Origin of the sequence: Streptomyces sp. NRRL F-5650 (assembly GCF_000721365.1) — a bacterium.
Classification (GTDB): Bacteria; Actinomycetota; Actinomycetes; order Streptomycetales; family Streptomycetaceae; genus Streptomyces; species Streptomyces ardesiacus.
Genome location: NZ_JOGV01000012.1, coordinates 64,730 through 77,228, shown reverse-complemented (window position 1 = coordinate 77,228; position 12,499 = coordinate 64,730). Strand labels below are relative to the sequence as shown.

The window sequence follows — 12,499 nt, the reverse complement described above, 5'->3', positions numbered from 1 at the left end:
AGAACCGATCAGGCAGGGAGCACGACGACGAAGCGCTCCGGCTCCTCGCCCTCGGACTCGCTCCGGAGTCCCGCGGCCTTGACCGCGTCATGCACGACCTTGCGCTCGAAGGGCGTCATCGGCTCGAGCCGCACGGACTCGCCACTGCTCTTGACCTCGGCCGCGGCCTTGGCGCCCAGCTCGGACAGCTCGGCGCGCTTGCCCGCTCGGTAACCCGCGATGTCCAGCATCAGCCGACTGCGGTCACCGGTCTCGCGGTGCACGGCGAGGCGCGTGAGCTCCTGCAGAGCCTCCAGCACCTCACCGTCCCGGCCGACCAGCTTCTGCAGATCGCGGCTGCCGCTGTCGCTGATGATCGAGACGGAGGCGCGGTCGGCCTCGACGTCCATGTCGATGTCGCCGTCGAGGTCGGCGATGTCGAGCAGACCCTCCAGGTAGTCCGCCGCGATGTCGCCCTCCTGCTCGAGGCGGGTCAGGGTGTCTGCACCCTCGGCAGCGGCGGAGGTGGTGCCTTCCGTCACGGGATGGACTCCTTCTTACTTCTTCGACGGGGACTTGGGCCGCTGCGGGCCCTTGCGCTGACCGGACTGTGCCCTGCTGCGGCCACCGCTGCCGGACTTCGGAGCCGGCTTCTTGGCACCACCGGCAGGCTTGGCGTCCTGCTTGTCGGCAGGCTTGGCGTCCTGCGGCTCGTCCGACTTGGTCAGCGACGTCTTCGGCTCGGCGTCCCCGGCGGTCTTGGCCTGGCGCTGGGACTTGGTCTGCCGCTTGGGCTGCTGTCGCTTGGGCTGGCCCGTGGTGGCCACGGTCGAGCCGTCCGCGCTCTGGGCGGCGACGGCGGCCTCGCTCTTCACCACGTTGCCGTCGGCCTGGGCCGCCATGCCCGCCTTGTTCAGCCCGTTGATGAACTTCCGTTCGGCCTCGTTGCGGTCCCGGCCCTTGGCGACGATCGCCTTCACGATGGCCTTCTGGCCCCGGCCACGGATCCTGCCGTGCTCGGTGACGCTCTTGTGCAGCCGCTCGAGGTAGGCGGCCTGCGCCTTGGAGCCCGGCGTCGGGTTGTTGCGGATGACGTACATCTGCTGGCCCATGGTCCACACGTTGGTGGTCAGCCAGTAGACGAGGACACCGACGGGGAAGTTGACACCGAAGACGGCGAACATGACGGGGAAGACGTACATCAGCATCTTCTGCTGCTGCATGAAGGGCGTCTTCACGGTGGTGTCGACGTTCTTCGTCATCAGCTGGCGCTGGGTGAAGAACTGCGAGGCCGACATCAGCACGATCATGATCGCGGTGACGACGCGGACGTCGGTCAGGGAAGCGCTGAGGGCGGCGACGTCGCTCTCGCTGCTGAAGAACTTCGAGGCCAGCGGGGCCCCGAAGATGTGTGCCTTCTGCGCGCTCTCGAGCAGGCTCTGGTTGACCGCGCCGATGGTGTCGCCGGAGGCGATGCCGTTGAGCACGTGGTACAGGGCGAAGAAGAACGGGGACTGCGCCAGGATGGGAAGGCACGAGGAGAGCGGGTTCGTACCCGTCTCCTTGTACAGCTTCATCATCTCTTCGGACTGACGCTGCTTGTCGTTCTTGTAGCGCTCCTGGATCTTCTTCATCTCCGGCTGGAGCGTCTGCATCCCGCGCGTCGCCTTGATCTGCTTCACGAAGAGCGGGATCAGGCAGATGCGGATGAGGACCACCAGGGACACGATGGACAGGCCCCAGGCCCATCCGGTGTCAGGTCCGAAGATCGCCCCGTACACCGTGTGGAACTGGACGATGACCCAGGAGACGGGCCAGGTGATAAAGCTGAAGAGGCTGGCAATCGTGTCCACTAATCATGCTCCTTGGGCATGGGGCGAGGTCTCTGCGGCCGGGCTCGAAGGCTCGGACGGGCTCGGGTGAGCAGGCCGTCCTTCGGTGGCCGGTTCGGCGGCGGAGGTCCCGCCCTTGCGTGCCCGCCAGGCGGCACGCAGCATTTCGTGCCACCGCGGGCGCTTGCGCGGTGGAACATGGTCCACTCCGCCCGGCGACCACGGATTGCACCGCAGAATCCGCCAGGCGGTGAGTGCCGTGCCCTTGACGGCTCCGTGCCGGTCGATGGCCGTGTAGCCGTAGTGGGAACACGACGGGTAGTACTTGCAGACCGGCCCCAGCAGCGGACTGATCGTCCACTGGTAGAGCTTGATCAGAGCCAGCAGCGGGTACTTCATCGCGCGCCCCCTCCCAGTAGCCGCGCCAGGGCGGCGTCCAGGTCTCGGGCCAGGTGTGCATGGTCGGCGTCACCCGCACCGGGCAGCGCTCGTACGACTACCAGGCTACCGGGGGGCAACAGGTCGATCCGGTCGCGCATCAGATGGCGAAGCCTGCGCTTCACCTTGTTGCGCACGACCGCGCCACCCACGGCTTTGCTCACGACGAAACCCGCACGTGTCCGGGGAGCGCTCTCCCCAGGCGCGTGCGGGTCCGTGGCACCGCTTCGAAGGTGGACGACAAGGGCCGGGCGGCCGGCCCGGCGGCCCCGTCGTACCGCGGTCGCGAAGTCCTCGCGCCGCCTCAGCCGGTTCTCGGTGGGCAGCACGACGTCATGACCTGATCGGGATCAGGCGGACAGACGGGCGCGACCCTTGCTGCGGCGGGACGCGAGAATCGCGCGGCCGGCACGGGTACGCATACGCAGCCGGAAGCCGTGGGTCTTCGCGCGGCGACGGTTGTTCGGCTGGAAGGTGCGCTTGCTCACTCGGGGGCTCCAGAAAGAATCGGGTGGTGGCGGGGTGCCGTCCTGGCTGTCACCGTGCGCCCACGAGTAGCTCGCGTTACGCCCGAGTGCACCGCTTTTCGATCACCTTGGACGTGACCTGTGCCCATCGGAGGCAGGCGGCAGCAGCCATCGACAACTCGACCTGGTTACGGTACGTGCGACTGCGCCATTCGGTCAAACCAGCGGTGACCGGGAGACACTTGTCCACAGGCTGGGGACAACAACTTGAACCCTACCGGCCGCGCTGACTACCGTGGCTGAACTCCGATTCGTTCCCTTATCCCTGCCCCATCCGATTTTCATCCCGACCCGTCCTCGAATCACACCTTCGAGGGACCCGTGAGAGAGCGTGCCCTGTGGCTGACGTACCTGCCGATCTTGCCGCAGTGTGGCCACGCGTACTGGAGCAACTCCTCGGAGAGGGCCGCGGGCAGGGTGTCGAGTCGAAGGACGAGCACTGGATCCGCCGCTGCCAGCCGCTCGCGCTGGTCGCCGACACCGCCCTGCTCGCCGTACCGAACGAATTCGCGAAGGGCGTACTGGAGGGCCGCCTCGCCCCGGTCGTCAGCGAGACCCTGACCCGCGAGTGCGGTCGCCCGATCCGTATCGCGATCACCGTCGACGACAGCGCGGGCGAGCCCGCCGGACCGGTACCCCAAGCCCCGCAGGGCCCGCCGTCCCGCCCGCAGCCCCGCTACGAGGAGCCCGAGCTCCCCGCCCCCGGCCAGAGCGGCCGCGAGGACTACCGCGACGAGTACGAGGGCTACGGCCGCGGCCGCGCCGACCAGCTCCCCACCGCACGGCCCGCCTACCCGCAGGAGTACCAGCGCCCCGAGCCCGGCTCCTGGCCCCGGCCGGCCCAGCAGGACGACTACGGCTGGCAGCAGCAGCGCCTCGGCTTCCCGGAACGGGACCCCTACGCGTCCCCGCCGCAGGAGCCGTACGGCCAGGAACCACCGCCGTACTCCTCCCACGACTCCCACTCCCCGTACCAGCAGCAGGACTACCGGCCGCAGCCCCCGGACCGCCCGTCGTACGACGCCCCGCGCGGTGAGTACGAACAGTCCCGGGGCGAGTACGACGCCCCGCGCGGCGACTACGACCAGCAGCGCGGCGATTACGACCAGCAGCGCGGGGACTACGACCAGCGCGGCCCGCGCCGGGAGCTGCCCGAGCCCCCGGCCGGTTCGGGACACGTCCACCGCGGCGGCCCCGTCGGCCCCGGGCCCGCCACCGGGGCGCCCGGTCCGCTGGCCGCCCAGCCCGCGCCGGCGACCGGACCGGGTGAGCCGACCGCGCGCCTGAACCCGAAGTACCTCTTCGACACCTTCGTCATCGGTGCCTCCAACCGCTTCGCCCACGCGGCGGCCGTCGCCGTCGCCGAGGCACCCGCGAAGGCCTACAACCCCCTGTTCATCTACGGGGAGTCCGGGCTCGGCAAGACCCACCTCCTGCACGCCATCGGGCACTACGCGCGCAGCCTCTACCCGGGCACGCGCGTGCGCTACGTGAGCTCGGAGGAGTTCACCAACGAGTTCATCAACTCCATCCGCGACGGCAAGGGCGACAGCTTCCGCAAGCGCTACCGCGAGATGGACATCCTGCTCGTCGACGACATCCAGTTCCTCGCGGACAAGGAGTCGACGCAGGAGGAGTTCTTCCACACCTTCAACACCCTCCACAACGCCAACAAGCAGATCGTGCTCTCCAGTGACCGGCCGCCCAAGCAATTGGTCACGCTGGAGGACCGGCTCCGCAACCGGTTCGAGTGGGGGCTGATCACCGACGTCCAGCCGCCCGAGCTGGAGACGCGCATCGCGATCCTGCGCAAGAAGGCGGTGCAGGAGCAGCTCAACGCGCCGCCGGAGGTGCTGGAGTTCATCGCCTCGCGGATCTCGCGCAACATCCGCGAGCTGGAGGGCGCCCTGATCCGCGTGACGGCGTTCGCGTCGCTCAACCGGCAGCCGGTCGACCTCGGCCTCACCGAGATCGTCCTCAAGGACCTGATCCCCGGCGGCGAGGACTCCACCCCGGAGATCACCTCGACGGCGATCATGAGCGAGACCGCCGACTACTTCGGCCTCACGGTGGAGGACCTGTGCGGCAGCTCCCGCGGCCGTCAGCTCGTGACGGCCCGGCAGATCGCCATGTACCTGTGCCGCGAGCTGACGGACCTCTCGCTGCCGAAGATCGGCGCGCTCTTCGGCGGGCGCGACCACACCACGGTGATGCACGCCGACCGCAAGATCCGCAATCTGATGGCGGAGCGGCGCTCGATCTACAACCAGGTGACCGAGCTGACCAACCGCATCAAGAACGGCTGACGGCACCAGGAACGGCTGACGGCCGGGCCACCGACACGGCCCCCATGGCGCCTCCGGGACTCCGGGGGCGCCTTTCGCGTGCCTCTGGGAACCTCTCCCGGCCCCCACCTGCTCGTACGCGCGTCCTGCCCGCTGTTCGAATACCTGCCGGGTTACGGCCGTCCTCCACAGATTCGGCCACTTTTTTCCGTCCACACCTTGGGGACTGGGAAGTTGTCCCGATCTCGTCCACAGGCCAGGCTGTTGGGAGATCATCAGGGCAGGTCAGCTCCCTGTGGATTCGTGGACGAAGGATCTCCACAGCCTGTGGACAACCAAACGGTCCACAGGCTGTGCATTCAGTTGTCCACGGGCAACCCACAGGCTGGAGCCGGTTGTCCCCAGCGATCCCCAGCTTCTCCACATGCCTGTCCACTGTTCGGCAACGTGACGCGCCCTGTCACCGCGTCGAGTGAAAGGCGTCACACCAGGCTGCCTGGTTGGGCTGTGGGAAACGTGGGTAAAGCTGGGGACGGCTCTGGGGAGAAGTCGCCTCTCCCTGTGCACGGTGTGTGCAGAACTTTCTGTTCTCCACAGAAGTGCCCGGTTGTCCACCGGCTCCGCCCACAGGACCCGTGGACAAAATTTCCGCTCTGACCTGGGCAAACAGGGTTATCCACGGTATCCACAGGCCCTACTACTACTGACGACCAGAGAGAGAGCGGAATTCGTTTCGAAGCGGGACCTGTGCACAACTCGCCCTCTCGAGCCCGACCGCCCCTCGTCACGACTTGACCCCGAACGGCACCTACTGTCAGTGGGGTGCGTCAGACTGGTCCCCGGTGTTCTGCCCCTCACAGCGGCGGACGACACCGGTCAGACGACGAAGGCGAAGCAGGGCGAGCAGCGCCGGCAACAGCAGGAGGCGGCAACAGTGAAGATCCGGGTGGAACGCGACGTACTCGCGGAGGCAGTGGCCTGGGCGGCGCGCAGCCTCCCGGCCCGTCCGCCGGCGCCGGTCCTCGCGGGCCTGCTGCTGAAGGCCGAGGAGGGGCAGCTCAGCCTGTCCGGCTTCGACTACGAGGTCTCGGCACGGGTGTCCGTGGAGGCGGAGATCGAGGAGGAGGGCACGGTCCTCGTCTCCGGCCGCCTGCTCGCCGACATCTCCCGAGCCCTCCCCAACCGTCCGGTGGAGATTTCCACAGACGGTGTACGGGCGACGGTGGTCTGCGGCTCCTCGCGGTTCACCCTCCACACCCTCCCGGTGGAGGAGTACCCGGCGCTGCCGCAGATGCCGGAGGCGACCGGCACGGTCCCCGGCGAGGTCTTCGCCTCCGCCGTGCAGCAGGTGGCGATCGCCGCGGGCCGTGACGACACGCTGCCCGTCCTGACCGGCGTGCGCATCGAGATCGAGGGCGACTCGGTGACGCTGGCCTCCACCGACCGCTACCGCTTCGCGGTCCGCGAGTTCCTGTGGAAGCCGGAGAACCCGGACATCTCCGCGGTCGCCCTGGTGCCCGCCAAGACGCTCCAGGACACCGCCAAGGCGCTGACCAGCGGTGACCAGGTGATCCTGGCGCTGTCCGGCTCCGGCGCGGGCGAGGGCCTGATCGGTTTCGAGGGCGCCGGCCGCCGGACGACGACGCGTCTGCTGGAGGGCGACCTCCCGAAGTACAAGACGCTGTTCCCGACGGAGTTCAACAGCGTCGCCGTGATCGAGACCGCCCCCTTCGTGGAGGCCGTCAAGCGCGTGGCCCTGGTCGCCGAGCGCAACACCCCGGTGCGGCTCAGCTTCGAGCAGGGGGTGCTCGTCCTGGAGGCCGGTTCCAGCGACGACGCACAGGCTGTGGAAAGGGTCGACGCCCAGTTGGAGGGCGACGACATCTCGATCGCCTTCAACCCGACCTTCCTGCTGGACGGTCTGAGCGCGATCGACTCCCCGGTCGCCCAGCTCTCCTTCACGACGTCCACGAAGCCGGCCCTGCTCAGCGGCAAGCCCGCGGTGGACGCCGAGGCGGACGAGGCCTACAAGTACCTGATCATGCCGGTGCGGCTGAGCGGCTGAGCCCACGGGCTCCTCGGCCTCTGTCCACAGGATGGGGACGAACCCGCAGGTGGGGGCATACGCCTGAGCGCGTATGCCCACAACTGTGCACGGGCGTCCGGGTTTAGGGTCGACGTGGGTACGAAAGTGCCGCGGCACCCGGCCGACGGGTTCGGAGGTGCCGCCTTGCCACCTCGCACACCTAAGGAACGCAACTGATGGAGCTCGGTCTCGTCGGCCTCGGCAAGATGGGCGGCAACATGCGCGAGCGGATCCGCCGCGCGGGCCACACCGTCGTCGGATACGACCGCAATCCGGACCTCGCCGACGTCCACAGCCTGGAAGAGCTGGTGGGCAAGCTCAGCGCCCCGCGTGTGGTGTGGGTGATGGTCCCGGCCGGCGGGGCCACCCAGGACACCGTCGACCGGCTCGGCGAGCTGCTGGAGCCCGGCGACGTCGTCGTGGACGGCGGCAACTCCCGCTGGACGGACGACGAGAAGCACGCCGAGGAGCTGGCGGCCAAGGGCATAGGCTTCGTCGACTGCGGCGTCTCCGGCGGCGTGTGGGGCCTGGAGAACGGCTACGCGCTGATGTACGGCGGCGACGCGGAGAACGTCGCCAAGGTGCAGCCGGTCTTCGACGCCCTCAAGCCGGAGGGCGACTTCGGCGCCGTGCACGCCGGCAAGGTGGGCGCGGGCCACTTCGCGAAGATGGTCCACAACGGCATCGAGTACGCCATGATGCAGGCCTACGCCGAGGGCTGGGAGCTGCTGGAGAAGGTCGACTCCGTGGAGAACGTCCGCGAGGTCTTCCGCTCCTGGCAGGAGGGCACGGTGATCCGCTCCTGGCTCCTCGACCTCGCGGTCAACGCGCTCGACGACGACGAGCACCTGGACGGGCTCCGGGGTTATGCACAGGACTCCGGTGAGGGACGCTGGACTGTGGAGGCGGCGATCGACAACGCGGTGCCGCTGCCCGCGATCACGGCCTCGCTCTTCGCGCGGTTCGCGTCCCGGCAGGACGACTCGCCGCAGATGAAGATGATCGCCGCGCTGCGCAACCAGTTCGGCGGCCACGCGGTCGAGAAGAAGAAGTAAGCAACACCCGAAGGTCAACGCCCGAGGGTCCGCACCCGGAGGCTGGGGAGGTCGGCGCACGACCATGCACGTCACGCATCTGTCGCTGGCCGACTTCCGTTCGTACGCCCGGGTCGAGGTGCCCCTGGACCCGGGCGTCACCGCCTTCGTCGGCCCCAATGGACAGGGCAAGACCAACCTCGTCGAGGCGGTCGGCTACCTCGCCACCCTCGGCAGCCACCGGGTCTCCTCCGACGCCCCCCTGGTGCGCATGGGCGCCGAGCGGGCCGTGATCCGCGCCCAGGTCCGGCAGGGCGAGCGGCAGCAGCTCATCGAGCTGGAGCTGAACCCGGGCAAGGCCAACCGCGCCCGCATCAACAGGTCCTCGCAGGTCAGACCGCGTGACGTGCTCGGCATCGTGCGCACCGTGCTGTTCGCGCCGGAGGACCTGGCGCTGGTGAAGGGCGACCCCGGCGAGCGGCGCCGCTTCCTGGACGAGCTGATCACCGCCCGCTCGCCGCGGATGGCCGGGGTGCGCTCCGACTACGACCGGGTCCTCAAGCAGCGCAACACCTTGCTGAAGTCGGCCGCGCTCGCCCGCCGGCACGGGGGCCGGACGATGGACCTGTCCACGCTCGACGTCTGGGACCAGCACCTCGCGCGCGCGGGCGCCGAACTCCTCGCCCAGCGCCTCGACCTGATCGCGGCCGTGCAGCCGCTGGCCGACAAGGCGTACGAGCAGCTCGCCCCGGGCGGCGGGCCCCTCGCGCTGGAGTACAAGCCGTCGGCACCCGGCGAGGCGCACACGCGCGAGGACCTCTACGAGCAGCTCATGGCCGCGCTCGGCGAGGCCCGCAAGCAGGAGATCGAGCGGGGCGTCACCCTGGTCGGTCCGCACCGCGACGACCTGCTGCTCAAGCTCGGCTCGCTGCCCGCCAAGGGCTACGCCTCCCACGGGGAGTCGTGGTCGTACGCGCTGGCGCTGCGGCTGGCCTCGTTCGACCTGCTGCGGGCCGAGGGCAACGAGCCGGTGCTGGTCCTGGACGACGTCTTCGCCGAGCTGGACGCGCGACGCCGGGAGCGGCTGGCGGAGCTGGTGGCGCCCGGCGAGCAGGTGCTGGTGACGGCGGCGGTCGACGACGACGTCCCGCACGTGCTCGCGGGGGCGCGGTTCACGGTCGCGGAGGGCACGGTGGAGCGCGCATGAGCCCCGACGAGCCGGGCCCCGGCAGCCCCCTCGGCGGGCGCAGGCAGGACCACGGGACAGGCCCCGGGAAGGCCGGCCCGGAGCCGTCCGGCGTCGACCTCGCGCGCGTGGCGCTCAGGGCGGCGCGGGAGGCGGCACGCGCGCGTGGGGACGCGGCCCAGCAGAAGAAGCAGGCGCGCCGGGGCGGTCTGCGCTCCGGGGCGCGGGCCGACGGCCGTGACCCCATGGCCCTGGGCTCGGCGATCAACCGGCTCATCACCGAGCGCGGCTGGGAGACCCCCGCGGCGGTGGGCGGGGTGATGGGCCGCTGGCCGCAGATCGTCGGCTACGACGTGGCCAAGCACTGCGTGCCGGAGCGGTACGACGAGGACGAGCGGGTGCTGGTGGTGCGCTGCGACTCGACGGCCTGGGCGACCAACCTTCGGCTCCTCGCGCCGACGCTGGTCGCCCGTCTCAACGAGGACCTGGGGCACGGGTCGGTACGGATGATCAAGGTGCTCGGACCCGGTGGTGCCGGCGGTCCCGGGCGGCGTTACGGGCCGCTGCGGGCGCCCGGCAGCCAGGGTCCGGGGGACACCTACGGGTGAGGTGGGCACGGCCCGGAACCCCGTCAGAGATGCGTGATGTACCTCACAAAATCGGCCGTCGGTGACCGGGCCGAAACGCCGGCGCGGGCTCCGCCGTACCACCGCGCGGGACCGTGTGCCGCGAGCTGACTCCCAAGTAGCAAAGGGTTGACGCCTCGAAGCGCTGAGTGCCGTTGTGAGCCTCTTGAGGCCCCCTTCCGCATATCGGGAGTCGGACAAGGCTCGTTCAGGGCGGCACATGCGGACTCAGGTACCGGCAAACCCCCATCAGTGTCAGTGGTACCGGTAGAATGAGAGAGAATCCCGCCCCGACCGTGGGGACCGTCCGGGACTAGCTGAGCAACGCTGATCAAGGCTTACCAACGCAACATGCCGCAGCCGCTCCGGCAACCTGCCGACGAGCCCGGCTCGTGCTGTGCCAGAAAGGGCGCTTCGTGGCCGATTCCGGCAACCCCAACGAGAACAACCCGTCCACCGACACCGACGTGAACGACGCGGTGAGCGCCTCGCACGGCGACCCCGCCTCGTACGACGCCAGTGCCATCACCGTCCTCGAGGGTCTGGACGCGGTCCGCAAGCGACCCGGTATGTACATCGGCTCGACCGGTGAGCGGGGCCTGCACCACCTGGTGCAGGAGGTCGTGGACAACTCCGTCGACGAGGCGCTGGCCGGTCACGCGGACACGATCGACGTCACGATCCTCGCCGACGGCGGCGTCCGGGTCGTCGACAACGGCCGTGGCATCCCGGTGGGCATCGTCCCCTCCGAGGGGAAGCCCGCCGTCGAGGTCGTGCTGACGGTGCTGCACGCGGGCGGCAAGTTCGGCGGCGGCGGCTACGCGGTCTCCGGTGGTCTGCACGGTGTGGGCGTCTCCGTCGTCAACGCCCTGTCCACGAGGGTGGCGGTGGAGGTCAAGACCGACGGCTACCGCTGGACGCAGGAGTACAAGCTCGGCGTCCCCACGGCGTCGCTCGCCCGGCACGAGGCCACCGAGGAGACCGGCACGTCGGTCACCTTCTGGGCCGACGGGGACATCTTCGAGACCACCGACTACTCCTTCGAGACGCTTTCCCGGCGCTTCCAGGAGATGGCCTTCCTCAACAAGGGCCTGAAGATCAACCTCACCGACGAGCGCGAGTCGGCGAAGGCCACCGCCGGTGCGGACGAGGCGGGCGAGGACGAGAAGCACGAGGTCAAGAGCGTCTCGTACCACTACGAGGGCGGCATCGTCGACTTCGTGACGTACCTCAACTCCCGCAAGGGAGAGCTGGTCCACCCCACCGTGATCGACCTCGAGGCCGAGGACAAGGACAAGAACCTGTCCCTCGAGGTCGCGATGCAGTGGAACGGCGGCTACACCGAGGGCGTGTACTCGTTCGCCAACATCATCCACACCCACGAGGGCGGTACGCACGAGGAGGGCTTCCGCGCGGCGCTCACCTCGCTGATCAACAAGTACGCGCGCGACAAGAAGCTGCTGCGCGAGAAGGACGACAACCTCACGGGTGACGACATCCGCGAGGGTCTGACCGCGATCATCTCGGTGAAGCTGGGCGAGCCCCAGTTCGAGGGCCAGACCAAGACGAAGCTGGGCAACACCGAGGTGAAGACCTTCGTCCAGAAGATCGTCTACGAGCACCTGACCGACTGGCTCGACCGCAACCCCAACGAGGCCGCGGACATCATCCGCAAGGGCATCCAGGCGGCCCACGCGCGCGTGGCGGCCCGCAAGGCCCGTGACCTGACGCGCCGCAAGGGCCTGCTGGAGTCGGCGTCGCTGCCGGGCAAGCTGTCCGACTGCCAGTCGAACGACCCGACCAAGTGCGAGATCTTCATCGTCGAGGGAGACTCCGCCGGCGGTTCGGCCAAGTCCGGCCGCAACCCGCAGTACCAGGCGATCCTCCCGATCCGCGGCAAGATCCTCAACGTCGAGAAGGCGCGCATCGACCGGATCCTGCAGAACCAGGAGATCCAGGCGATGATCTCCGCGTTCGGCACGGGCGTGCACGAGGACTTCGACATCGAGAAGCTCCGCTATCACAAGATCATTCTTATGGCGGACGCCGACGTCGACGGCCAGCACATCAACACCCTGCTGCTGACCTTCCTGTTCCGCTTCATGCGGCCGCTGGTCGAGTCCGGGCACGTGTACCTGTCCCGCCCGCCGCTGTACAAGATCAAGTGGGGCCGGGACGACTTCGAGTACGCGTACTCCGACCGCGAGCGCGACGCGCTGATCGAGATGGGCCGCCAGGCCGGCAAGCGCATCCGTGAGGACTCCGTACAGCGCTTCAAGGGCCTCGGCGAGATGAACGCCGAGGAGCTGCGCATCACGACCATGGACCAGGAGCACCGCGTGCTCGGCCAGGTCACGCTCGACGACGCCGCACAGGCGGACGACCTGTTCTCGGTGCTGATGGGCGAGGACGTCGAGGCCCGCCGCGCGTTCATCCAGCGCAACGCCAAGGACGTCCGCTTCCTCGACATCTGAGTCGGTCACGGCTGACCGCACCAGGAAGGACC

The 12,499-nt window shown here is 69.1% G+C and carries 11 protein-coding genes; 6 read left to right on the top strand and 5 right to left on the bottom strand.

Going from position 1 to position 12,499, the window contains the following annotated elements:
- Positions 1-8: 8 nt before the first annotated feature.
- From IG88_RS0114445 to rpmH, 5 genes are read right to left on the bottom strand one after another with little or no spacing between them, the layout of a single operon-like run.
- Positions 9-521 carry a protein jag gene (locus IG88_RS0114445; RefSeq protein WP_031039991.1) on the bottom strand — a complete coding sequence of 171 codons (513 nt, stop codon included), beginning with the start codon at positions 519-521 and terminating at the stop codon, positions 9-11.
- A 15-nt stretch (positions 522-536) separates the two neighbouring features.
- Positions 537-1,832, bottom strand: coding sequence for a membrane protein insertase YidC (gene yidC, locus IG88_RS0114440; protein ID WP_031039988.1), 1,296 nt, complete (start codon positions 1,830-1,832; stop codon positions 537-539).
- Between the two features lie 3 nt (positions 1,833-1,835).
- Positions 1,836-2,210, bottom strand: coding sequence for a membrane protein insertion efficiency factor YidD (gene yidD / locus IG88_RS0114435; RefSeq protein WP_031039985.1), 375 nt, complete (start codon positions 2,208-2,210; stop codon positions 1,836-1,838).
- Positions 2,207-2,578: a ribonuclease P protein component gene (gene rnpA / locus IG88_RS38685; protein ID WP_037799078.1), complete on the bottom strand. Its 372-nt coding sequence runs from the start codon at positions 2,576-2,578 to the stop codon at positions 2,207-2,209. Before rnpA ends, yidD begins: the two co-directional genes overlap by 4 nt.
- A 21-nt stretch (positions 2,579-2,599) precedes the next feature.
- The gene (rpmH, locus tag IG88_RS0114425) at positions 2,600-2,737 is read right to left on the bottom strand and encodes a 50S ribosomal protein L34 (protein WP_003956500.1); all 138 of its coding nucleotides are present in this window, start codon (positions 2,735-2,737) and stop codon (positions 2,600-2,602) included.
- A 377-nt stretch (positions 2,738-3,114) separates the two neighbouring features.
- On the opposite strand from rpmH, the gene dnaA reads away from it, so the two are divergent.
- The 6 genes from dnaA to gyrB all read left to right on the top strand — a co-directional run bounded on the left by dnaA (position 3,115) and on the right by gyrB (position 12,467).
- Positions 3,115-5,082 (top strand): chromosomal replication initiator protein DnaA, encoded by a 1,968-nt coding sequence (gene dnaA / locus IG88_RS0114420; RefSeq protein WP_031039981.1) that lies wholly within the window; start codon positions 3,115-3,117, stop codon positions 5,080-5,082.
- Positions 5,083-5,995: 913 nt separating this feature from the next.
- Positions 5,996-7,126 carry a DNA polymerase III subunit beta gene (gene dnaN / locus IG88_RS0114415; protein WP_031039978.1) on the top strand — a complete coding sequence of 377 codons (1,131 nt, stop codon included), beginning with the start codon at positions 5,996-5,998 and terminating at the stop codon, positions 7,124-7,126.
- A 197-nt stretch (positions 7,127-7,323) separates the two neighbouring features.
- Complete coding sequence (gene gnd / locus IG88_RS0114410; protein WP_031039975.1) at positions 7,324-8,202, top strand: phosphogluconate dehydrogenase (NAD(+)-dependent, decarboxylating); 879 nt, start codon at positions 7,324-7,326, stop codon at positions 8,200-8,202.
- A gap of 64 nt (positions 8,203-8,266) precedes the next feature.
- Entirely contained in the window at positions 8,267-9,388 is a 1,122-nt protein-coding gene (gene recF / locus IG88_RS0114405) for a DNA replication/repair protein RecF (protein ID WP_031039971.1), read from the top strand.
- A complete protein-coding gene (locus IG88_RS0114400) occupies positions 9,385-9,975 on the top strand; it encodes a DUF721 domain-containing protein (RefSeq protein ID WP_031039969.1) in 591 nt (196 codons plus the stop codon). The genes recF and IG88_RS0114400 overlap by 4 nt, the downstream gene beginning before the upstream one ends.
- Before the next feature lie 434 nt (positions 9,976-10,409).
- The gene (gene gyrB, locus IG88_RS0114395) at positions 10,410-12,467 is read left to right on the top strand and encodes a DNA topoisomerase (ATP-hydrolyzing) subunit B (RefSeq protein WP_199807453.1); all 2,058 of its coding nucleotides are present in this window, start codon (positions 10,410-10,412) and stop codon (positions 12,465-12,467) included.
- Positions 12,468-12,499 lie beyond the last annotated feature (32 nt).